At 71.8% G+C, this 21694-nt stretch carries 23 protein-coding genes and 1 riboswitch; of the genes, 5 read left to right on the top strand and 18 right to left on the bottom strand.

Annotated features, from left to right (window positions below; genetic code table 11):
* Positions 1 to 81: 81 nt before the first annotated feature.
* Positions 82 to 178: riboswitch (glycine riboswitch) on the bottom strand.
* Positions 179 to 295: 117 nt separating this feature from the next.
* The gene (locus tag ACQP2O_RS29905; RefSeq protein ID WP_433170784.1) at positions 296 to 1153 is read left to right on the top strand and encodes an SCO6745 family protein; all 858 of its coding nucleotides are present in this window, start codon (positions 296 to 298) and stop codon (positions 1151 to 1153) included.
* Between the two features lie 160 nt (positions 1154 to 1313).
* Here ACQP2O_RS29905 and ACQP2O_RS29910 read toward each other — a convergent pair whose 3' ends face one another.
* Both ACQP2O_RS29910 and ACQP2O_RS29915 read right to left on the bottom strand, forming a co-directional pair.
* Positions 1314 to 2168 (bottom strand): ABC transporter permease, encoded by an 855-nt coding sequence (locus ACQP2O_RS29910; protein WP_433170786.1) that lies wholly within the window; start codon positions 2166 to 2168, stop codon positions 1314 to 1316.
* A complete protein-coding gene (locus ACQP2O_RS29915; RefSeq protein ID WP_433170788.1) occupies positions 2165 to 3124 on the bottom strand; it encodes an ATP-binding cassette domain-containing protein in 960 nt (319 codons plus the stop codon). The genes ACQP2O_RS29910 and ACQP2O_RS29915 overlap by 4 nt, the downstream gene beginning before the upstream one ends.
* Positions 3125 to 3245: 121 nt before the next feature.
* Between ACQP2O_RS29915 and ACQP2O_RS29920 the strand changes: the two genes are divergently transcribed.
* Both ACQP2O_RS29920 and ACQP2O_RS29925 read left to right on the top strand, forming a co-directional pair.
* On the top strand, positions 3246 to 3983 hold the full coding sequence (locus tag ACQP2O_RS29920) for a TetR/AcrR family transcriptional regulator (RefSeq protein WP_433170790.1): 738 nt from the start codon (positions 3246 to 3248) through the stop codon (positions 3981 to 3983).
* Between the two features lie 85 nt (positions 3984 to 4068).
* Positions 4069 to 6738, top strand: a complete 2670-nt coding sequence (locus ACQP2O_RS29925; RefSeq protein ID WP_433170792.1) for a flippase-like domain-containing protein — start codon at positions 4069 to 4071, stop codon at positions 6736 to 6738.
* A 34-nt stretch (positions 6739 to 6772) separates the two neighbouring features.
* Here ACQP2O_RS29925 and ACQP2O_RS29930 read toward each other — a convergent pair whose 3' ends face one another.
* Together ACQP2O_RS29930 and ACQP2O_RS29935 are read right to left on the bottom strand one after the other, a co-directional pair.
* Positions 6773 to 7474: a LysR substrate-binding domain-containing protein gene (locus ACQP2O_RS29930; RefSeq protein ID WP_433170794.1), complete on the bottom strand. Its 702-nt coding sequence runs from the start codon at positions 7472 to 7474 to the stop codon at positions 6773 to 6775.
* 66 nt (positions 7475 to 7540) lie between these two features.
* Positions 7541 to 7663 carry a LysR family transcriptional regulator gene (locus ACQP2O_RS29935; RefSeq protein ID WP_433170796.1) on the bottom strand — a complete coding sequence of 41 codons (123 nt, stop codon included), beginning with the start codon at positions 7661 to 7663 and terminating at the stop codon, positions 7541 to 7543.
* Positions 7664 to 7762: 99 nt separating this feature from the next.
* Here ACQP2O_RS29935 and ACQP2O_RS29940 point away from each other — a divergent pair, with 99 nt between their 5' ends.
* Positions 7763 to 8689 (top strand): DMT family transporter, encoded by a 927-nt coding sequence (locus tag ACQP2O_RS29940; RefSeq protein WP_433170798.1) that lies wholly within the window; start codon positions 7763 to 7765, stop codon positions 8687 to 8689.
* A gap of 67 nt (positions 8690 to 8756) precedes the next feature.
* Here ACQP2O_RS29940 and ACQP2O_RS29945 read toward each other — a convergent pair whose 3' ends face one another.
* The 8 genes from ACQP2O_RS29945 to ACQP2O_RS29980 form a co-directional block, all read right to left on the bottom strand.
* A complete protein-coding gene (locus ACQP2O_RS29945; protein ID WP_433170800.1) occupies positions 8757 to 9758 on the bottom strand; it encodes a glutathione S-transferase family protein in 1002 nt (333 codons plus the stop codon).
* Between the two features lie 13 nt (positions 9759 to 9771).
* Positions 9772 to 10365 carry a MerR family transcriptional regulator gene (locus tag ACQP2O_RS29950; RefSeq protein ID WP_433170802.1) on the bottom strand — a complete coding sequence of 198 codons (594 nt, stop codon included), beginning with the start codon at positions 10363 to 10365 and terminating at the stop codon, positions 9772 to 9774.
* Between the two features lie 401 nt (positions 10366 to 10766).
* Positions 10767 to 11237 carry a bifunctional nuclease family protein gene (locus ACQP2O_RS29955; protein ID WP_252781406.1) on the bottom strand — a complete coding sequence of 157 codons (471 nt, stop codon included), beginning with the start codon at positions 11235 to 11237 and terminating at the stop codon, positions 10767 to 10769.
* Positions 11238 to 11338: 101 nt separating this feature from the next.
* Positions 11339 to 12049, bottom strand: a complete 711-nt coding sequence (gene ftsR / locus ACQP2O_RS29960; protein WP_433170805.1) for a transcriptional regulator FtsR — start codon at positions 12047 to 12049, stop codon at positions 11339 to 11341.
* 146 nt (positions 12050 to 12195) lie between these two features.
* Positions 12196 to 12765, bottom strand: coding sequence for an FHA domain-containing protein (locus ACQP2O_RS29965; RefSeq protein ID WP_433170807.1), 570 nt, complete (start codon positions 12763 to 12765; stop codon positions 12196 to 12198).
* A gap of 310 nt (positions 12766 to 13075) precedes the next feature.
* The gene (locus ACQP2O_RS29970) at positions 13076 to 13756 is read right to left on the bottom strand and encodes a DUF881 domain-containing protein (RefSeq protein WP_433170809.1); all 681 of its coding nucleotides are present in this window, start codon (positions 13754 to 13756) and stop codon (positions 13076 to 13078) included.
* Entirely contained in the window at positions 13753 to 14085 is a 333-nt protein-coding gene (locus tag ACQP2O_RS29975; protein WP_433170810.1) for a small basic family protein, read from the bottom strand. The genes ACQP2O_RS29970 and ACQP2O_RS29975 overlap by 4 nt, the downstream gene beginning before the upstream one ends.
* Complete coding sequence (locus ACQP2O_RS29980; protein WP_433170812.1) at positions 14082 to 14930, bottom strand: DUF881 domain-containing protein; 849 nt, start codon at positions 14928 to 14930, stop codon at positions 14082 to 14084. Before ACQP2O_RS29980 ends, ACQP2O_RS29975 begins: the two co-directional genes overlap by 4 nt.
* 205 nt (positions 14931 to 15135) lie before the next feature.
* Between ACQP2O_RS29980 and ACQP2O_RS29985 the strand changes: the two genes are divergently transcribed.
* The gene (locus tag ACQP2O_RS29985; protein ID WP_433170814.1) at positions 15136 to 15573 is read left to right on the top strand and encodes a hypothetical protein; all 438 of its coding nucleotides are present in this window, start codon (positions 15136 to 15138) and stop codon (positions 15571 to 15573) included.
* 12 nt (positions 15574 to 15585) lie between these two features.
* Here the strand turns inward: ACQP2O_RS29985 and ACQP2O_RS29990 are convergent, their stop codons facing one another.
* The 6 genes from ACQP2O_RS29990 to ACQP2O_RS30015 form a co-directional block, all read right to left on the bottom strand.
* Positions 15586 to 16671: an alpha/beta fold hydrolase gene (locus ACQP2O_RS29990; RefSeq protein WP_433170816.1), complete on the bottom strand. Its 1086-nt coding sequence runs from the start codon at positions 16669 to 16671 to the stop codon at positions 15586 to 15588.
* Positions 16668 to 19166, bottom strand: a complete 2499-nt coding sequence (locus ACQP2O_RS29995) for a sugar phosphate nucleotidyltransferase (RefSeq protein ID WP_433170818.1) — start codon at positions 19164 to 19166, stop codon at positions 16668 to 16670. The genes ACQP2O_RS29990 and ACQP2O_RS29995 overlap by 4 nt, the downstream gene beginning before the upstream one ends.
* Before the next feature lie 31 nt (positions 19167 to 19197).
* Entirely contained in the window at positions 19198 to 19791 is a 594-nt protein-coding gene (locus ACQP2O_RS30000) for a CDP-alcohol phosphatidyltransferase family protein (RefSeq protein WP_433170820.1), read from the bottom strand.
* 280 nt (positions 19792 to 20071) lie between these two features.
* On the bottom strand, positions 20072 to 20257 hold the full coding sequence (locus tag ACQP2O_RS30005; RefSeq protein ID WP_433170822.1) for a DUF397 domain-containing protein: 186 nt from the start codon (positions 20255 to 20257) through the stop codon (positions 20072 to 20074).
* A gap of 220 nt (positions 20258 to 20477) precedes the next feature.
* Positions 20478 to 21455 (bottom strand): aldo/keto reductase, encoded by a 978-nt coding sequence (locus ACQP2O_RS30010; RefSeq protein WP_433170824.1) that lies wholly within the window; start codon positions 21453 to 21455, stop codon positions 20478 to 20480.
* Between the two features lie 9 nt (positions 21456 to 21464).
* Entirely contained in the window at positions 21465 to 21668 is a 204-nt protein-coding gene (locus ACQP2O_RS30015) for a hypothetical protein (RefSeq protein ID WP_433170826.1), read from the bottom strand.
* Positions 21669 to 21694: the final 26 nt, after the last annotated feature.

Consider the following 21694-nt stretch of genomic DNA (forward strand, 5'->3'; position numbering starts at 1 on the left):
TGAGAGCTTCACCGCGCCGGAGCGCGGCTTGCACCTTCGGTGAGGCCCGGCGTGGATCGCCGTCCTGCTTTCCAGAGGTGCCTCACTCGTACGGTCCTTTTGCCTGAGAGGTTCCGGGGAGGGTTGCTCCTTCGGCGCCCCGCACCACGCTGTGCGAAGTCTCTCCCGTACGAGGTCGACGGCGGTTCCACCCTACCGGAGGCGTCGCCCGTCGCCGCGAACCCGGCTCCCCGAAGATCAATCCGTCGTCCCGTGCGACGATGGGCGGCCCGGCGACGGCGACGAGGAGGGTCCGATGGACGAGACCTGGCGGCTGATCGAGTGTTGTCACGCGTTCGTCTACTTCGCGCCGGAGGCCAAGGCGGCGTACGCCGACGCGGGTCTCAAGGGTTTCTGGATGGGCTACTTCGCCTCCCGGTCGGCGGCCCTGGGCGCGCCCTCCCCCGAGGTCGTCACGGCCGCGTTCTACAACTTCGCGCCGCGCATGGTCGCCCGCGCGATCCCCGACGCCTGGCGCTACTCCTCGCCCGAGACCGTCCTGGCCGCCCGGACGGCCGTCGTGGACCGGTCCCTGCGCCGCCTGCTCGGTGACCTGTTGGACTCGCCAGACGTCGCGGAGGCCGCGGCCCTGGCCGGACGGGCGGTGGAGGCGGCACCGGCCCCGGGCCGCGTCCTGTTCGCGGCGCACGCCGCCCTGCCCCGGCCCGCCGAGCCGCACCTGGCGCTGTGGCACGCCGTCACCGCGCTCCGGGAGTTCCGCGGGGACGGGCACGTCGCCGCCCTGCTCACCGCCGGGCTCGACGGCTGCGAGGCGAACGTCGTCGCGGGCGCACTCGGCCTCACCCCGCCCGAGCAGCGTTACTTTCGCGGCTGGACCGAACAGGAGTGGACGACGGCCGCCGACCGGCTGCGGGACCGGGGCCTCCTCGACGCCGACGGCGCTCTCACCGCCGAGGGCCGTACGCACCGGCGGGCGATCGAGGACACCACCGACCGGCTCGCCGGTCCGCCGCTGGACGCCCTCGGCCGGGACGGCGCGGCCCGGCTGGCCGACCTCCTCCGCCCGCTGGCGCGGCGGATCGTCGAGGCCGGCGCCGTGCCCTTCCCGAACGCGATGGGGATGTCCCGGTCCGCCCCGTCGACGCCCTCGTGACCGGCACCGATGCCGTCCCGGGGCCCCTCGTTATGCCGCACTACTCGATCACCTGGGCCGCCCGGGTGGTCTCCGCGCCTGCGAGGAGGTCGTCGAGGCCGGCCGTGGCCCCCACCGGTCCGGGGCGATCCAGCAGGGGGGCACCCGCTCCGCCGACCCGTCAGCGGTTCACCGTCCGATAGCGGTGTACCGCCGCCGGGACGAAGACGAGCAGCAGGGCCGCCGACCACAGCAGGGTGGCGGTCACCGGGTGACGGAGGGGCCACACGAGGTGGGCGCTCCCGGGCGCGCCGGGGTTGCCGAACAGATCCCGGCACGCGGCGACGATCGCACTGACCGGGTTCCAGTCGGCGATGGCGCGCAGCCATGCCGGCATGCCCGCGGTCGGCACGAACGAGTTGGACACCATCGTGATCGGGAAGATCAGCGGGACGAGATTGTCCAGCGTCTCCTCCTTGAGCAGCAGTCCGAGGAGCACACCGCCCCAGCTGATCGCGTACCGCATCAGGACCAGCAGGGCGAAGGCGGTCAGCGTCCGGACCGGCCCCTCGTGCGGGCGCCAGCCGACGGCGAAACCGCAGGCGACCATGACCACCATGCCGAGGGCGCCGGTGATGATGTCCGCGCCCGTCTGCCCGAACGGCACCGCCGACCGTGCCATCGGCATGGACCGGAACCGGTCCATGACACCGCGGCCGGCGTCCTGGGCGACCACCATCGAGGTGGCCAGCACGCCCGTGAACGCGGTCATCCCGAATAGGCCGGGCATGAGGTACTCGCGGTAGTTCCCTCCGCCCGGGATCGGGATGGCGCTGCCGAACACGTAGCCGAACATCACCACCATGACCGCCGGGAACACCAGCTCGGCGATCAGCTCTCCCGGCTGCGACTTCAGGTGTGCGAGGTTCCGCCGCACGATCGTGCGCCCGTCGGCGAGCGCCCACCGGAGCCGCCCGGTGACGGACGCGGGCCGCGTCGGCAACCGCAGGACGCTCGCGCTGTCTGCCCCGCTCATGCCGCCACCTCCTCGGCCGTGGGAGCGCCGGTCAGACGGAGGAACACCTCGTCGAGCGTCGGGCGGCGCATGGCGACGTCCTCGGCCGCGACGCCGGCCCGGTCCAGTTCGAGCACCATGTCGGTGAAGGACACCGAGCCCTTGACGGGGACCCCGACCTTCCGGTTGGCGTGGTCGACCTCGGGCTCGGTGCCGGCGGTCCTCCTCAGCACCGTCGCGGCCGTGTCGAGGGTCGCCGCGTCGCGGACGACGACGTCGACGCGGGTGCCGATCGTGGCCTTCAGCTCGTCGGGGGTGCCGGAGGCGATCACCTGTCCGTGGTCGATCACCGCGATCCGGTCGGCGAGCTGGTCGGCCTCGTCGAGGTACTGCGTCGTCAGCACGACCGTCGTCCCGCCCGCGACGAGCTCGCGGACGGTGTCCCAGATCTCGCCGCGGCTGCGCGGATCCAGCCCGGTGGTCGGCTCGTCGAGGAACAGCACCGGCGGGGCGACGATCAGGCTGGCGATCAGGTCGATGCGACGCCGCATGCCGCCGGAGTAGGTCCCCACGACCCGGTCGGCGGCGTGTGCCAGGCCGAACCGCTCGAGGAGCTCGTCCGCCCTGGCCCGGGCGACGCGCTCGGGCAGGTGATAGAGACGGCCGAACATCCGCAGGTTGTCCCGACCGCTGAGTTTGTCGTCCATCGAGGCGTGCTGGCCGGCCAGGCCGATACGGAAGCGCACCTCGTCGGCGTCGCGGACGACGTCGTATCCGGCCACCCGGGCCTGCCCCTCGTCCGGGAGGGCGAGGGTGGTCAGCACGCGCACCGCGGTGCTCTTGCCCGCGCCGTTCGGCCCGAGAAGCCCGCAGACGGTGCCGCGTGCCACCTCCAGGTCGAGCCCTCGCAGGGCCTCGGTCCGGCCGAACCGCTTGCGCAGCCCCTCGGCCCAGACCGCGATCTCCAAATCGCTCATTCGTCACCCCGTTCTAAAACAGCGTACGTCGTACACGAGACGTGTACATCGTACGCACATCTGCGTACACCGTACAATAGCTGATACGATGTACGCACATTGACCTGCGGGAAGGGGCCTGATGACGGCGGAGGACGGCGGCACGGCACCGGAAGCGCGCGTGACCATCTGGGAGCGCCTCGAACGCCCCGCCCGCGGTCCCCGGCCCGCGCTGACCCACGACCAGATCGCGCGCGCCGGAGTGGAGATCGCCGACGAGCAGGGGCTCGACGCGGTCTCGATGCGGCGGCTGGCCGAGCGCCTGGGCGTCGCGACCATGGCGCTGTACCGGTACGTCGCGAGCAAGGACGACGTGCTCGAGCTCATGATCGACGCGGTGGCAGCCGAGATCGAGATCCCTCAGGGCACCGGCTGGAGAGAGCTCGCACGAGGCTTCGCCGGCCGACTCCGCGCCGTCGGCCTGCGGCACCACTGGCTGACCGCGGCGCTCGCGCGCACGCCCCACGTGCTCACGCCGAACCTGGCCGAGCGCGTCGAAGGCATGCTCCGCTCACTCGACGGGCTCGGTCTCGACGTCGACACGATGATGGCCGTGTTCGGCACCGTCAACGCCTTCGTACGCGGGGCGACGGCCGACGAGGTGGTCCGGCGGGAGGCCATGCGGACGAGCGGCTGGTCATCAGAGGAAGAGGCGAGGATCGCCTACCTGCCGTACGTCCGGTGGCTGATCGGCACCGAACGTTATCCGACGCTCACCCGTTACATCATCGAAGGCTCCAACGAGGACGACTCGCAGTGGCAGTTCGAATTCGGCCTGGAATGCGTCCTGGACGGCATCGCGGCCCGGCTCGGGATCTGATCCGCGTTCTCGCCGAGGCGTCGATCGGGCGACACAACGGACACCTCCCGCACGTTCCCGGCGATGGGCTGGGAGGATTCACTGCGTGTCCGTGAACGAATCCCCCGGCCGGCGCCCCGGCCCCGACCGCGCCGTTCAGGGAAACCCTCCCCCACCGCCCGCCACCGAGACGGCCGCGGAACCGCCTCGGGACCGCCCTGTCTCCCAGACCGCGGCGGAGATCCCGGCGGCCCGGCCCACCACGGAGGCCCCGGACGACGAGACGCCCACGGAGAACCCTGGCGCTGGGCCGGCCGCCGACGCCCCGGCCGACCAGCAGACCTCAGCCGCCCCGGTGGACGAGCGGACCTCATGGGTCCCGCCCGACGGGCGGGACGTCGGCGTCCGGGTCGACGAGCCGTCGCTGCCCCGGCGGATCCGGCGGCCGTCGGACGCGATCCGCTTCCTGCTGTCGGTGAGCGTCATCGCGCTCATCCTGCTGCTGGCCCACGTCGCCCGGCACACGACCAGCGGACTGGCCTCCGACATCGCCAGCGGCACCGAGCGCGCGCCGCACCTGCTCCTCACCCTCGCCAACCTCGCCTCGGGAATCGGCGTCCTCGCCGTACCCGTCGCCTTCGGCGTGGACCGCGTCATCCGGCGGAACGGTCTGCGGGTGGCGATCGGCGTCCTCGCCGCGGTGGTCGCTCTGGGCGTCTCCCTCACCCTCGACTCGTGGATCACCGCGGCGGGCATGCGCGACCTGGCGTGGTACCTGACGTGGAAGCGGCACGGCGGGTGGTTCCCCGGTCCGGCGCACATCGACATCACGCCCGTGATCGCCTACGTCACCGCCGTGGGGCTGGGCGGCCGTACCCGCTGGCAGCTCGTGACGTGGGCCGTGATCGGCCTGGACGCCGTCGCATCGCTGGCGACCGGCGGCATCACGCCGCTCGCGGTGCTGACCACGTACCTCATCGGCCGCGCCGTCGGCTACGCCACCCTGTACGCGGTGGGATCGCCCAACATCCGGCCGCCCGGCGACGCCGTGGTGGCCGCGCTCCGGCGGGTCGGCCTCGCGCCGGTCCGCGCCGCGCGCGCCGACGACGGCCCCGAGGACACCCGCCGGTACACCGCGACGCTCGCCGACGGGCGGGCCATCGCCGTCACCGTGCTCGACCGCGATCAGCAGACGGCGGGACTGCTCTACCGCCTGTGGCGGCGGGTGCGGCTGCGGGGCGGGACGCCGCCGCGGACGATCCGGTCGCTGCGGCGCTCGCTGGAGCAGGAGTCGCTGATGGCCTACGCCATCGCGGCGGCGGGCGCCTCGACCCCGGGGCTGCTGGCGACGTCGGAGGTCGGCAGTGAGGCCGCGCTGCTCGCCTACGAACACGTCCCCGGACGGCTCCTCGCCGACGTGCCGGACGAGGAGCTGACCGACGAGCTGCTCACCGCGATCTGGGCCCAGCTGAAACTCCTGCAGGACCGGCGCCTCGCCCACCGCCGGCTGGCCGGGGAAAGCGTCCTCGTCGGCGAGGCCGGACGCCCGTACCTCGTCGACCTGCGGGCCGGAGAGACCGCCGCCGGCGACCTCGTCCTCCGCATCGACCTGGCGCAGTTGCTGACCGAACTCGCCCTGCGCGTCGGCGCCGAGCGGGCCGTGCGCACCGCCGCCGACGTGCTCGGCGCCGACGCCCTGGGCGCCGCCGTGCCACTGCTGCAGAACGTCGCGCTCGCCCGGTCGACGAGGAACGCCCTGCACCGGGACAGGAAACTGCTCAGCCGGATCCGCGAACAGATCCGCGTCCTGCGGCCGGAGCTCGTGACGGCCGCCCAGCCGTTGCACCTCGACCGGTTCCGGCTGCGCACACTCGTCAGCGTGCTCGCCGGAACCGTCGGCGCGTACCTCCTCCTGTCGCAGTTGGGCAACGTCAACCTGCCCGATCTCGTGGCCCACGCCGACCTGCGCTGGTTCGCGGTCGGCGCGCTGACCTCGGCGGTCAGTTATCTGGCGGCGGCCCTCATGCTGATCGGCTTCGTGCCCGAGCGGCTGCCGCTGGGCCGTACGGTGCTGGTGCAGCTCGTCGCGTCGTTCGTCAAGCTCGTGGCGCCCGCCGCGGTCGGCGGCATCGCCGTGAACACGCGCTACCTCCAGCGGGCGGGCGTGCCCGCCGGGCAGGCGGCGGCGAGCGTCGGGGCCTCCCAGCTGACGGGGATGGTCTTTCACATCACGATGCTGGCGCTGTTCGGATACATCACGGGCAGTGACAACAACAGCCCGTCGCTCCCGCCGTCCCGGATCATCATCGTCTCGCTGCTCGCGGCGGCCGTGCTGGCGATCCTCGTGCTGTCGATCGGGCCTCTGCGCAGGCTCGTCACCTCGCGGATGCGTTCGATGTTCTCCGGGGTGCTCCCCCGCCTGCTCGACGTTCTGCAGTCACCCAAGAAACTCGCGACCGGCATGGGCGGCACGATCCTGCTCACGTTGGCGTTCGTGCTCTGCCTGGACGCGTCGATCCGCGCGTTCGGCGGTTCGCTGAGCCTGACGACGGTCGCGGTGGTCTTCCTCACCGGCAACGCCCTCGGCTCGGCCGCGCCGACGCCGGGCGGCCTGGGTGCCGTGGAGGGCGCTCTGTCGCTGGGGCTGACCCTCGCCGGGCTGCCGGCCGGGACCGCGACGTCTGCGGTGCTGCTGTTCCGACTGCACACGTTCTGGCTGCCGGTCCTGCCCGGCTGGGCGTCGCTGTCCTACCTCCAGCGCAAAGAGGCGATCTGACCCGGCGCCGCAACGGCGTCCACCTCAGCGGTATTCACCGCGTCGTCGCGTCGCGCAGCGCGGTCAGCATCCCGCTGAGTGCGGGAGCGCCCAGGGACGTCTCCCGGACCGCCGCGTGGATGGCCCGCACCGGCTCCGGGCCGCGGACCTTGCGCACGACGACGCCCGGATTGCGGTTGGCCAAGCCCAGGGCCGGGATCAGGCTGACCCCGAGACCGGCGGCGACGAACCCCTGCGCGGTGGCGTAGTCCTCGCTCTCGACCAGGACATCCGGGCTGAAGCCCGCCGCCGCGCAGCCGGCGAGCAGCACGTCGAGGCAGGGCCCCGGCCGCTCGCTGCCGACCCAGGGCTCGTCGGCGAGATCCGCCAGGTCGAGGACGCGCCGGGTGGCGAGCCGATGCCCTTTGGGCAGGACGGCCCGGTAGGGGTCGTCCAGCAGGTGGACGAGGTGAACGCCTTCGTGGTGGGCGTCCCGGGCGCGTACGACGATCGCCAGGTCGGCCTCGCCCCGCGTCACCTCCGGCAGCGGGTCCTCCGGATCGGTCATCGTGAGGTCGACCCGCACCCCCGGCGTGCTCTGGCGGAAACGCGCCAGCGCGGGCGCCACGAGGGTGGCGCCCGCGGTGGCGAAGTAATGGATCGTCAGCCGTCCGGTCCGCCCGGCCCGCAGGTCGGCCAGTGCCGTCTCCGCCTCGGCGACCTGCCTGCCGATGACCGCCGCGTGCTCGGTGAGCAACCGGCCGGCCGCCGTCGGCCGTACGCCTCGGCCGACGCGCTCGAGCAGCGCCGTCCCGGCCTGCTTCTACAGCGCCGCCACCTGCTGGCTGACCGCCGACGGCGTGTACCCGAGATTCGCGGCGGCGGCGGTCACCGAGCCGGTGGTGACGACCGTACGGAGGATCAGCATGCGCCGAACATCGAGCATGCAGGAGAGCTTAACGGTTCATGCAGAATCTTTCGCTTGTCGTTACGTGTCGCCTCCGGCAACGTTTCCCGCGGAACGGACCGAGGATGGAGGCTCACAGTGATCGGCGGACGCGGCTCTCTGGTGCGCATGGCGGTGCTCGCGCTGCTGTGGGGATCGGGCTTTCTCTGGATCAAACTCGCCCTGAACCATGGGCTGACCCCCGTCCAGATCACGGTCGTCCGCGCCGCACTCGGGTCGGCCGTCCTCGTGTGCCTCGCCCGTTCCGCGGGGCAGCGTCTCCCCCGGGATTTCGGGACGTGGCGGCGTCTCGTCGTGGCCGCCTTCTTCTGTAACGCCCTGCCGTTCTTCCTCTTCGGGATCGGCGAGCAGACCGTCGGCTCGGGCGTGGCCGGCGTGCTGAACGCGACGACGCCGCTGTGGTCCCTCCTGGTGGGCCTCGCCATCGGCACGGAGCACGGGCTCCGCCCCGTCCGCCTGGGCGGGTTGCTCCTCGGCTTCGCGGGGACCTTGCTGATCTTCGCTCCGTGGCACGCGGCCGGATTCGTGAGCCGTGGCTCGTTCGCCCTGCTGGGCGCGGCGGCGAGCTACGCGATCGCCTTCGCGTACATGGCGCGCAGGCTGACCGGGAAGGGCACCGCTCCCATCGCGCTCTCCGCGGCACAGCTCATGGCGGCGACGGGCCTGAGCGTCCTCACCCTGCCCGTCGACGGCTTCGCGCCGGTCCACGCGGACGCGAAGGCCCTGATCGCCGTGGTCATCCTGGGGATCTTCAGCACCGGTCTGACCTTCTATCTCAACTACCGGCTCATCGCGGACGACGGCGCGACCAGCGCGGCCACCGTCGGGTACCTGCTGCCGGTCGTCTCGGTGGCGCTCGGGGCGATCGTCCTGAGCGAGCCCCTCAGCCTCCGCGTCATCGCCGGGATGGCCGTCGTGCTCGTCGGCGTCGGCATGACGCGCGCACGGCCGGGACCCCCGTCAGCCGTGGAGGCACCCGCCGCCGCCGCCTCACGGACCCAGTGAGCGATCATGCAGCCGTCCTCCACGGAACCCGTTCAGCCGTAGAACGCGTCCTGGAGGGCGCCGCTCGTCACGCCAGTGTGGGCACCCACTCTGCGGCGGAGACGGGGCCGGGCGGAGTGCCATCGCCGAAAGGCCGGCCGCCCAGCTCCTCGCGGCCGTGCGGGGTCGTCCAGCCGCGCAGATCCGGGCCGAGCGGGACGATCCTGCTCGGGTTGATCTCGTGGTGGACGTAGTAGTAGTGCCGCTTGATGTGGTCGAAGTCGACCGTGTCCCCGAAGCCCGGCGTCTGAAACAGGTCACGGACGTACGCCCACAGCACCGGCATCTCGGTCAGCTTGGTGCGGTTGCATTTGAAGTGGCCGTGGTAGACGGCGTCGAACCGTACGAGCGTGACGAACAGCCGGATGTCGGCCTCGGTGATCGTGTCGCCGACGAGGTAGCGCCGGCGCTCGAGCCGTTCGGACAGCGCGTCGAGCCGGTCGAACAGGCGGCGGAACCTCCGCTCGTAGGCGTCCTGGTCCCGGGTGAAGCCGGCCAGGTAAACGCCGTTGTTCACGTCACGGAAGACGTCTTCGTTGACGGCGTCGATCTCGTCCCGGAGCCGCTCCGGGTACAGCTCCGGCGCGCCGGGCCGGTTGTGGGCGGTCCACTCGGTGGACAGGTCAAGGGTCAACTGCTGGTAGTCGTTGGTCACGAGCCGCCCGCTGGGGACGTCGACGATCGCCGGGACGCTCACCCCGCCGTCGTAGCCCGGCTCGGCCTTCTGGTACGCCTCGGACAGGAATCGGATGCCGAGGACCGGATCACGGTCGTCCGGGTCGAGGGTGAACCGCCAGCTGCGCTCGTCCTGAATCGGGTCGACGATCGCCATCGAGATGGCGTCCTCCAGGCCCAGCAGCCGCCGTACGATCACGGCCCGGCTCGCCCAGGGGCAGGCACGGCTGACCACCAGGCGGTATCTCCCGGGCTCGACCGGCCAGGGCGACGATCCATCGGCGGTGATGCGGTCGGTGAAGTGACTCGGCGACCGCTTGAACTCCTTGTCGTCCTGCTGCTCCGTGACGCTCAATCTCAGCCCGTCCTCAACCGGTCTTGCGGACCCTTCGGCGGCGGGCCAGCTCGTCGTGCGGGCTGTCCCCGCCCGCGTGCGCACGCTCGGACGGCATCTCGGCGAGGCTGCCCTCGACCTCCTGCCACACCCTGCCCAACGCTATCCCGAACACCCCCTGGCCACCCTGCACGAGGTCGACGACCTCGTCGGGAGACGTGCACTCATAGACGCTCACGCCGTCGCTCATCAAAGTGATCTGCGCCAGGTCGTGGACCCCGCGGTCGCGCAGGTGCTCCACCGCCGTGCGGATCTGTTGCAACGAGACGCCGGTGTCGAGCAATCGCTTCACGACCTTCAACACCAGGATGTCGCGGAAGCTGTAGAGGCGCTGGGAGCCCGAGCCTTGGGCGGAACGCACGCTGGGCACCACGAGCTCCGTGCGCGCCCAGTAGTCGAGCTGGCGGTAGCTGATGCCCGCCGCGGCGCATGCCGTTGGACCGCGGAACCCGACGTCGTCGGGCAGGGGTGACACGCTCCCGCCGAACAGGAGCCCCTGCTCCCCGGCGCGTTGAGACGCATCGTGCCTTTCGCGGGTCGCCTTGCCCTCGCCGCTGCTTGCCGCCACGCGGACCTCCGGCTCTATCATCCCGCAGCGATCCACCAAGGGGGTTTGACGGAATTACGCCGCAGGTGTTCAAGCAGCACGGTAGGTCGCGACCCCTGCAGGGTCAACGTTCGCGGTCGGCGCGTCGCAGCCAACACAAACTGTTACGACGTCTAATAAACCCCGCAATCGACGCTTACAACGGCACCTACCCACGTTGTGACGCTCTCCGGGGCACAGAAGTTCCCGGGAAGTAGGGAGGAACCTTTCCCTCTGGATTACGATCCTGCTACCGAGCGGAGTCATGGCGACGCATGCCGGGAGCGCGCCGAAGGTGCCCGGGGCGGGTCGGCGGCGTGGATTTCGGGGTACGACTCAGAGGCGCCCGAGACGGGTCGCCGGTGCCGGGTATGAGGCGCCGCTCAGGTGGCGCGGCCGAAGTCCTCTGGGGAGATCGTGTCCAGAAACTCGCGGAACTTTTCGACCTCGTCCTCTTGTTCGTCCGGGATCGCCACACCCGCCTCGTCGAGGACGTCCTCACTGGCGAAGATCGACGCGCCGGTCCGCAGGGCCAGGGCGATCGAATCGGAAGGGCGGGCGCTCACCTCGGCGCCGTTCGAGAACACCAGATCGGCGAAGAAGATGCCCTCCCGCAGCGCCGTGATGTTCACCGTGCGCAACTGGACGTCGAAGGCCTCGAGGACGTCGCGGAAGAGATCGTGAGTGAGTGGGCGCGCCGGCAGCACACCCTGCTGGGCGAAGGCGATCGCGGTCGCCTCCACCGCACCGATCCAGATCGGTAGGTAACGGTCGCCGTCCGTCTCCTTCAGCAGCACGATCGGCTGGTTGGAGGGCATCTCGACCCGTACGCCGACGACCTCCATCTGCTTCACAGCGGCTCCCTGCTGAAGACGGCTACCCGAAACCCTTGTAGCCAACGTACACCCCAGTCACGCTGAGCCGGGGAGTGGAAGACGAGTCGAAATCGCCATCGCTACGGATCGAGGCCTTCCCGCAACCCCATTGAGACCAGCGCGGCGTGCAACTTCAGCGAGAGCGCCGCGATCTCCCCGGCGGTCTCGGCGGCCCGGGCGCGCGCACCCGGGCTGCGCTGGCGCATGGTGGGCGCCACGGCCGCCTCGATCAGGCCGATCTCGCGCTCCGCTGCGGCCTTCACCGCACGCAGGTGACGCGCCTCGAACCCGAACGACCGCAGCGCCGCCGCCGCACGGGCGATCGTGAGCGCGTCCCGGTCATAGTGGCTCCCGGCCCGGCGGATCAGCCCGAACTCCTCCAGCTCGGCGAGGGCGTCGCCGTCGATCCCGGCCGCGTCGGCGAGCTGCCGGCGGGTCAGGCGCACCTCGGCGGTCTCGTCGGCGACGCTGTCGGTCGCGACGAGGCCCCGGGGCGCCCGGTGGCGGGCGCCGAGCGGAGGCGGATCCAGGCCGCGGTCGACCGCGTCCAGGTGCTCCTTGATGACGCGCAGCGGCAGGTAATGGTCACGCTGAGCGGCCAGGATGAACCTCAGCCGCTCGGCGTCCGCCGGGACGAACTTGCGGTAGCCCGAGGGACTGCGCTCGGGCTCGATCAACCCCTCCGCCTCGAGGAACCGGATCTTCGAGACGGTGATGTCGGGGAACTCGGCGGACAAGAGGCCGAGCACCTCCCCGATCGTCATGTACGCACGGGCCGCGGACGTGCTCATTCCCACCCCCGGTCCGACGGCGTGCGGAGCCGCACGCCGTCCTGCGGCGCCCGCGTGCCCGCGTGGCGCCCGTCACTCACCGCGTCCTTAGGCGCACGGCCCCCGCGCGCCCCCTCAGAATCGGCCACACCGCGCCTCCGGCTTCGTCACGGCCCTCCCGCCGGCCGGCCATCGCCCCTTCCGTCGGCGACGTACTGCGGGTTGGTGAGGAACACCAGCCGGAACTTGCCAATCTGGACCTCGTCGCCGCCGGACAGGCCCGCCTCGTCGATCCGCTCGCGGTTGACGTAGGTGCCGTTCAGGCTGCCAACGTCGCGCACGGAGAACTGCGATCCGCGACGGTAGAACTCGGCGTGGCGGCGGGACACGGTGACGTCGTCGAGGAAGATGTCGCTCTCCGGGTGACGCCCCGCCGTGGTCTTGTCGCTGTCGAGCAGGAACCTGCTCCCGGCGTTCGGTCCCCGCTTCACGACGAGCAGGGCGGTGTCCGGCGGGAGCGCCTCGACCGCCATCTGGTCGGGCGACAGCTCATCGCCGCCCGGCTCGACGTCGGGAATCGCGCCAAGCGAGATCGTCGACGTCGAGTCGCCCGGCTCGCCCGGCATCGGCGGCGGTGGCGGCGCCGCGCTACGGGTGAGTGGAGTTCCGCACTGCGAGCAGAATCGCGCATCCTCCGGGTTGGCGTGACCACACTGCGTGCAGTAGACGCTCGGCATTGATCGGCTCGGCCTCCTACCTATGGCCTCGGGTGTGCCTCTGGCACCGTACGGCGCGGACGACGAGCACTGACGGCACCATCGGCACCGTACCTCCGGTCAGCCCCAGCACACGATCCCCCCTTCAAGCACCGTCGGTAATGGCGCTTTCATTCCCTCGTCCGCCATCACGACGGTTGCCGCAACCTACGCGGCATTGACCGAGGGGTCAACCATGACAAGAGTCCTGTCCCCTCAAGCTACCTTCGACAGTGATCGTCGGTCCATGCCGCCGCGCGGGGAAGCCCCGGCGCGCGGCCGCACCCTCGGTCTATGGCGACCGTATCGCACGGATGACGATCCTCTGTTCCTGGGCAACGGACCCCCGCGCGCCGGAGTTCCGAAGTGTCTGCAGAACTCCGCCCGGAATGCCGAGCGCGGTGGCGAGCGTGTGCGGGTCGCCGATGACGAGGAACCGGTACGGCCGCGTCAGGATCCGCCCGTCGGCGACGACGCCCCCGGAGGCCGCGTCGGCGAGATACGTGCTGACGCCGACGCGGACGTCGTCGACCTGGATCACCTCGGCCCCGGCGTCGCGCAGCTCCTCCAGCGTGTCGAGGAGGTCCTCGGCCCGCAGGCGACCGCGCGGATCGTCGATGGTGAACTGGATGCCGGGACCCGCCGCGGGCAGGGTGCCGGCCAGCATGCCGTACGTCGCGGCGCGCCGCCGGGCGTCCTCGACCGCCGTCTGGCCCTGCGTGTCGCGCTCGAGCCCGGACTTGGTGTTCTCCAGATCCCGGATGTCGCCCCGCAGCCGCTCCGAACGCTGCGAGAGGTCCCCCAGGATCCCGACCAGCTCGTCCTGCCGGGCGGTGGCGAACTTCGTGGTCCGGTCGTTGGAGCGCACCTCGGCCGTCACGGCGAACCCCAGGGCCGCGCACAGCACCCCGATGAGCAGCCGCCCCCGGTCGAACCGGCGCGTGCGGCCCGCGCCCTTCTCCGACTCGCTCATGCCTGGAAGAGCTTGCGGCGGATGGCGGCGACGTTGGAGAAGATCCGGATGCCGAGGACGACCACGACCCCGGTGGACAGCTGTGACCCCACGCCGAGCTGATCGCCGAAGAACACGATGAGCACGGCGATGATCGTGTTGCTGAGGAAGGAGACGACGAACACCTTCTCGTCGAAGATCCCGTCGAGGCGGGCGCGCAGGCCGCCGAACATGGCGTCGAGCGCGGCCACGATCGCGATCGGCAGGTACGGCTGGAGCCACAACGGCACGTCGGGATGGAAGAACAGGCCCAGGGCGACCCCGGCCAGGAGCCCGACCAGAGCGATCACTTCGACGGCACCTCCCCTGCGTAGCGGAGACTGGGGGCCGGCGCGGCGGGAAGTCGCACGCTGTCCTCCTGGCGGATGTCGAAGCGGATGCCGAACGCGGCTTTGAGAGTACGGAACGATCGGGCGGCCGGTGAACCCGCGAACGTCCCGTCCATCCGTCGCGGATCGCCGAGGGCGGTCACCGTGTAGGGCCGCGACAGCGGCCGGTAGTCGACCAGGATGGCATCGCCGGCGAAGCGGATCGCGGTGGTGGCGGTCATCCGCTGCCCGTTGACGGCGACGGCGGTCGCCCCGGCGGCCCAGAGCGCGTTGACGAGCCGCTGCATGTCCTGGTCGGTCACGCGGCCGTCCTGCGGGTCCCCTCGGGGGTGCGAGTCGTCCAGGACGACCGTCAGCCCCGCTCCCCGGGCCGGGGCGTCCGCCGCGGCCGCGGCCAGCCGGTCCATCTCCTGGCGCGCGGTACGCCCGGCGGCGCTGCGCGCCAAGACCGTCCGGCGGAGGTGGTCGGTCTGGCCCCGCAGCCGGTCGGCCTGCCGCTGCAACGCCTCGCTCTCCCCGGTCCGCTGCCGGATCTGGGTGAGCAGCGCCCTGCGCTGCCGCTGCGCGACGGGTTCCCCGCGGTGTACCTCGACGACGGCGACGGCTCCGAGCAGACCGAGGACGAGGGTGCCGGCGAGCAGCCGCACCGACCGGCCTGTGCGGCTGCTCCGGTCACCGTCGGCGGCTCGCCGGGCGGCGGCCTCTTCGTAGCCGGGATCGAGCCCCTTCCCGGCGAGCAGGTCGGCGAGCAGCGACATCGAGGCGTCGGGCCGATTCCAGCGCGCCCCTTCTCCCCGTTCACTCATCCGGACATTCTCCCAAGCCCGCGGCACCGGCCGGACACGGAGCGAGTCCGCCGCAGCGAGCGGAGTGGCCGGAGAGCGACGAGCCGTCCGCGAAGCGAGTGAAAGGGCGAGCGACCAGACCGATACGAACATCGGCGGCCCTTTCACAGAAGACTCTTAGGAAGCGTGCACGGCCCTCCCAGAAACGCGCGGTGGACTTGGTCTCATGCGCAGGGGATATGGGGGAACGACGGGGGACCACGCAGGCGTGGTCCCGCTCATGCGGCTGCCGATCAGTGGCTGGACGGTCCGGATCGGCCGGGCCGCCGCCGATCGCGCCGCGCTGGAGGTGTACGAGGGGCGCCGGCTGACGGACGTCTGCGTCGCCACACCGGTGTCGGTGTCGGTCCTCCGCGGCGCCTGGCGCAATCCCCGGGGAGGCCCGGGATGGGCGCTGGCCTGGGGTCAGCTGCCCGGCGGGGTCTCGACCGTGACGGCGGAGTTCACCGGGTCGGGCCGCACGCCGGTCATCAGCCGCGTGCCCGCCGTGATCCTCGAGCACACGTACTGGGTGGCGGAGGCGTCCGGGGACTTCGCCGGCGTCATCGTGCACGCCGGGCCCGCGCTGGTCTCCGGCCGGCTCCGCCGCGCGCGCGGCCGTTGACGGCCCGCCGGCTCAGGGGACGCGGCGGGCGGCGAGGTCCTCGACGGCCCGCGCGACCTGCGAGGGCGCGGAGATCAGCGTCAGATGCCGGGCGCCGGGGATCAGCGTCGGATCGGGGGCGCCGATCCGGCGCGCGGTCTGGGCCGCGGAGTCCTTGGCGAACACGGCGTCCTGCGCTCCGTACACCACCGCCTTGGGCACGCCGACCGACCGGAGCAGCGTGAGCCGGCTCTCGGTCAGGCCGGGGACGCCGTACCGCAGCATGCCCCAGACCCCTGCCTCGGCGCCGGCCACCTGGTAGGGCCTGCGCCACCGGTCCAGCCCGGCCGCGTCCAGCCGGGGGCAGCCTGGACCGCACTGCGTGGAGTAGATCGTGCGGATGAGCCAGTCGGAGTGCACGACCAGGCGCAGGATGGTGGTCCGATAGGGCGGCACGACCACGTAGCGGAAGGCGGGCGGCGGCCCGGCCCCGGTGCTGAGGGCGTCGCCGTCGAGGAACATCAGCCCGCCGGCGCGATTCGGTGCGCGCAGCGCGGTCTCCGCGATCGTCGCCGCGCCGGACGAGTGGCCGACCAGTAGCGGCCGTCGCAGGTTCAGCGCGTCGAGGAAGGCCAGCAGCTGCCGCGTCTGATGATCGAGGTTGTACGGGGCGCGCCGGGAGGTGTACCCGGCCCCGTTGAGGTCGAGGGCGTACACGCGGTGGTCGCGGGCGAGGAGGTCGGCGACCGGCTCCCAGGTGTCGGCGGACTCGGCGGCCCCGTGTACGAGGACGACCGGCGACCCTCCGGTGCCCCAGGCGCGGTACCGGGTCATCAGGTCGCCGGTCCGTATGTAGGTCAGCCCGGCCGGGGCTTTGGCACGGCCGGCGGTGGCGGCGTTGTAGACGACCGAGAAGAGTGTCGCGACGACGGCGAGGGCCAGCGCGGTCAGCCCCAGCCGCCGCCCCCATCGCCGCCACCATGGGCGCCGGGGCGGCGGGGCCGCGGCCCGTTCATCCGCCTGGACGGGGCCGGCCTCCGCCGGGTCGTCGGTCGCGGCGCCGGCGTCCGTACGCGCGCCGGAACCGGTCTCGTCGGCACCGGCGTTCTGGTCGATCATGAGCCGGCGGCCTCCACGACGCCGGCCCAGCACTCCAGGAGCGCCTGGGCGGAGTCGGGGTCGGTGCCCTCGGCCCACAGGTGCGTGACCGCCTCGGACGGGTCGGGCAGCACGAGCACCCAGCCGGCGTCGTCCTCGATGACGCGGACGCCGTCGGTGGTGTCGATGGTGCGATCGCCGGCCGCCTCGACGACGTGCCGCATGACGCTGCCCTTGGCCGCCCAGGGGGTGGGCACCGACCGCTTGAGCAGGTGGGCCTCGGGGATCCGCTGGTCGATCTGGGAGAGGGTCAGGCGCGTGCGCGCGACCAGGCCGACGAGGCGCATGAACGCGGCGATGCCGTCGATCGTGGGGCTGAACTCGGGGGTCACGAAGCCGCCTCGGCCGTCGCCGGCGAAGATGATGTCCTCCGCGGTGGTGGCCTTGGTCAGCACGTCCTGGGAGGTGGAGGTCCACTCGACCTGCACGCCGTGGAAGCGGCACACCTGCTCGGCGACGCGGGTCGTCGTGACCGGCAGGGCGACCCGGCCGCCGCGCCGCTCGGCGGCGACGAGGTCGAGGACCACGAGCAGCCCGCGGTCGTCGCTGATGAGCTCGCCGTTCTCGTTGACGAGGCTGATGTGCTCTCCGACGGTGTCGAAGCGGACGCCGAACGCCGCGCGCGAGGAGGACACGAGGTCGCCCAGGCGCTGCAGGTCGCGCATGCGCTCGGCGAGGGTCTCGGTGGGCGAGACCTCGTCGAGGCGGTTGTTGACGGTGAGGACCTCGACTCCGACGCGACCGAGGAGCTGCGGCAGGACGAGGGAGGCGGTGCCGCCGGCGCAGTCGATGACGATCTTCAACTCGGCCTCGCGGACGCCGCGCATGTCGACGCAGCGGAGCAGGTCCCGGGCGTAGGTCTCGAAGACGCGGGGCGGGTAGGTCAGCTCGGCGATCTCGCCGGGGAACGCCCGCCGGTACTCCTGCCGGCTGAAGACGCGCTCCAGCTTGCGCTGGGCGGACTGGGACAGGTCCGCGCCGTTCTCGTCGAGGAAGAGGATGTCGACGCCCTGGGGGTCGCCCGGGGTCGTACGGATCACGATGCCGCCCGAGCAGTCCTCCCGAGCGGTCTCGTAGCGGGCCACGGGGATCGGGCAGGCCTCGAGGTCCTGGACGTTGATCGCGCTGGCGGTCAGCGCGCTCTGCACGGCGCGTTTGAGCGTGCGGGCGGCCCGAGAGGCGTCGCGGGACGCGGTGACGCCCGCGCCCTTCTTGAGGGTGGTGGCGTACGCGCTGGCCAGCCGCACCGCCAGCTCCGGCGTGATCTCCACGTTGACCAGCCCGGACACGCCCCGGGGCCCGAACAGGGTGCGCTGGCCGCGGGACTCCCAGATGACGCTCGTGTTGACGACCGCGCCCGCCTCGATCGTCTTGAACGGGTAGACCTTGACCTCGCTGGAGATGTACGCCTCGGCCTCGATCACGCACTCGTCGCCGACGATCGCGCCCTCCTCGACGCGGGCGGCGGCCATGATGTCGGTGTTCTTGCCCACGACGCAGCCGCGCAGGTTGGTCCGCGGCCCGACGAAGACGTTGTCGTGGACGATCGCCCGGTGCAGGAAGGCGCCCTCCTTGACGACGACGTTGCTGCCGAGGACGGTGAACTCCCGCAGCTCCGCGGCGGCCTCGACCTTGGCGTAGTCGCCGATGTACAGCGGGCCCTTGAGGATCGCCTCGGGGTCGACCTCCGCGCCCTCGCCGACCCAGACTCCCGGCGACATCTCGAACCCGTCCAGCTCGACCTGGATCTTGCCGGACAGCATGTCGGCCTGGGCCTTGAGGTAGCTCTCGTGAGTGCCGACGTCCTCCCAGTAGCCGTCGGCGACGTAGCCGTACAGCGGGGCGCCCTCGGCGAGCAGCTTGGGGAAGACGTCGCCGGACCAGTCGACGGACTCGCCCGCCGCGACGTGGTCGAGGACCTCGGGCTCCATGACGTAGATGCCGGTGTTGACGGTGTCGGAGAACACCTGTCCCCACGTCGGTTTCTCCAGGAACCGCTGGATGCGGCCGTCGTCGTCCACGATGATGATGCCGAACTCCAGCGGGTTGGGCACGCGCTTGAGGCCGATGGTGACGAGCGCGCCGTTCTCGCGGTGGAAGCGCACCATGTCGGTCAGGTCGATGTCGGTGAGCGCGTCGCCGGAGATGACGAGGAAGCGGTTGTCGCGCAGCGCGTCCTGGGCGTTCTTGACGCTGCCGGCGGTGCCGAGGGGCATCTCCTCGGTCGCGTAGCTCAGCGCCATGCCGATCTCCTCGCCGTCGCCGAAGTAGTTGCGGACGAGCGCGGCGAGGAACTGGACGGTGACGACGGTCTCGGTGAAGCCGTGCCGCTTGAGCAGGCGCAGCACGTGTTCCATGATCGGCTTGTTGACCACCGGCAGAAGCGGCTTGGGCTGGTTGGCGGTCATCGGACGCAGGCGGGTACCTTCGCCGCCCGCCATCACCACGGCCTTCAATGGAGCCACTCCTTCACGACGGTTGCGCCGATCATGGTCGGGGTTCCGCTCCCTTCAGCTCACCGGACGTGCGGTCGGCCTGCACCAGCCGGCGGACCTGAACGGTGTAGAGAACGGCGGCCCACCAGTAGAGACCCGTTCCCCAGATCGCGAACGCCCAGCCGAAGACCTTCGCGACGGTGGCGTAGGTCCCCGTGTGGACGCCCAGGAACAGCAGCGGGAAGGCGTAGAGCAGGCAGAGCGTCGCGGTCTTGCCCACGAAGTGGACCGGGAGCGCGGCGTAGTCGTGTCGCCGCAGGATGGAGAGGGGCACGGCCATGTACACCTCGCGAGCGACCAGGAGGAGCGCCACCCAAAGGGGGACGACGTCCCGGACGACGAGCCCGATGAGCGTCGCGAAGATGTAGAGCCGGTCGGCCGCCGGGTCGAGGAGCGTGCCGAGCTCGCTGGTCTGGTCCAGCATGCGCGCCAGCTTGCCGTCGAGCCAGTCGGACAGCCCCGCGAAGACGAGGATGCCGAGCGCCCACCAGTCCTCCTTGACGAGGACCAGCCACAAGAAGACGGGAACACCGATCAGACGCGCGAAACTCAATGCGTTCGGCCACGTCCACAGACGGTCGTTCAAACGCCCACCTCCCGCTCCCCCACGCTGGTCATGACCTTACCTGTCGGTACCGCCGCGCGGCGTCGCCGGTCCGCCCCCACGGCGACCGGTCGCCATCGGCGGACGCCCCGGGTGAGGCGCATGATCGGCGGATTCGCCGACGGCCTGGCGAATCATGCCTTAGAGACCGACTCGTCCGGGTCCGGCCATCGCAGAGGCGAGGGTGGCCGCGACCCGGACGGCGTGTTATGCCGAGGTCACCCGGTCCGGGGAACGGCGTGGTGCGGGCGCCTCCAGGTGCTCAGGCGGTGCCGTGGCGCTCGGTCCACGTGCCGCCCTCCGCCGGTCTCGACGTCGATGCTCCCGCCGTGGTGGGCGTGGGCGGCGACGCCCACGTGAGCTCCACGCAGCAGCCGCTGGGATTGCTGTACCGGCTCTTACGCCAGCCGTGGTCCGGTGATGGGACGTCCGGGTCTGTCCGCCGCATGTGACCCCCTCTGGGACACCGCCGCGCGGATCGGCCCTTGGACGGCCCGCGGATCGACGCGCTGACGCGCGGGGGCGCGGCCGGCACCCTGATGTGATCGGCATCATATCCCGGCATGTGCATTATGCACATGCCGGGATCTAGGAGGCGGCACGGAAGGTCCGGCCCCGGCGCGGCGGCGATGGCGACGTGCCGTGCCCTTGCCGTCCCGGCGCGGGCGTCACCAGCGGTGGTGGACCTGCGGGCGGATCCGGCCGTCGTACAGGCTGCGGATGGCGTCGAGCGTCGCCTCGGGCAGCGGCGGCAGATCTGCGGCGGCCGCGTTGGCGCGGACCTGCTCGGCGTTGCGGGCGCCGGGGATCACCGTGCCGACACCGGGCTGCTGAACGATCCACCGCAGCGCGACCTGGGCCGGGGTGGCGCCCGGCGCGGCGAGCGCGGCGAACTCCCGCGCCGCCTCCACGCCGGTGTCGAAGTCCACCCCCGAGAACGTCTCACCGACGTCGAACGCCTCGCCGTGCCGGTTGTACGCCCGATGGTCGGCCGGACCGAACTCGGTGTCGTGGCGGTAGCGTCCGGACAGCAGACCGGACGCCAGCGGCACGCGGGCGATGATGCCCACACCGGCCTCGGCGGCGGCGGGCAGAACCCGCTCCAGGGGCTTCTGCCGGAAGGCGTTGAGGATGATCTGGACGCTCGCCGTGCCCGGGCGGGCGATCGCGGTCAGCGCCTCGTCGCACGTCTCGACGCTGACGCCGTACGCGGCGACACGTCCCTCGTCGACGAGGGTGTCCAGGGCGTCGAAGACCTCGTCGCGGGAGTAGACCGGCGTCGGCGGGCAGTGCAGCTGGACGAGGTCGAGCGTGTCGACGCCGAGGTTGGCCCGCGACCGGTCGGTCCAGGCGCGGAAGTTGTCCAGCGTGTACTCGGCCGGATCGAGCGGCGCGCGCCGCCCCATCTTCGTCGCGACGAAGAGCCCGGGGTGCGCACGCAGGAAACGGCCGATGATCTGCTCGCTGCGGCCGTCACCGTAGACGTCGGCCGTGTCGAGGAACGTGACCCCGGACTCGACCGCCGCCTCGAGGACGGCGACCGCGTCCTTCTCCTCCACCTGGCCCCAGTCGGCGCCCAACTGCCAGGTGCCCAGCCCCACGACCGACACACGTCGGCCGATCCTGTCGATGAGACGTTCCTCCATGACAGGCCATTATCGGGTGTGCCGCTCCGCGCGCCGTCCCGACTCCCCGCTCGGCACCCGCTCCTCGGGCCGTCTGGGCGGTCTCGGCTCCCCGCCGGCCATCCGTTCGCGGCGCAGTCGCCGGACGGCGATCAGCATGGGGTCGTCGGCGGGACGCTCGCCGGCCAGCCATTCGGCGAACTCCGCCAGTTCCTCGTCGGTGAGTTCGCTCATGGGTCTGCCGATCCAGGCCGCGGCCC

Origin of the sequence: Actinoallomurus sp. CA-150999 (genome assembly GCF_050942425.1) — a bacterium.
Lineage (GTDB): Bacteria > Actinomycetota > Actinomycetes > Streptosporangiales > Streptosporangiaceae > Actinoallomurus.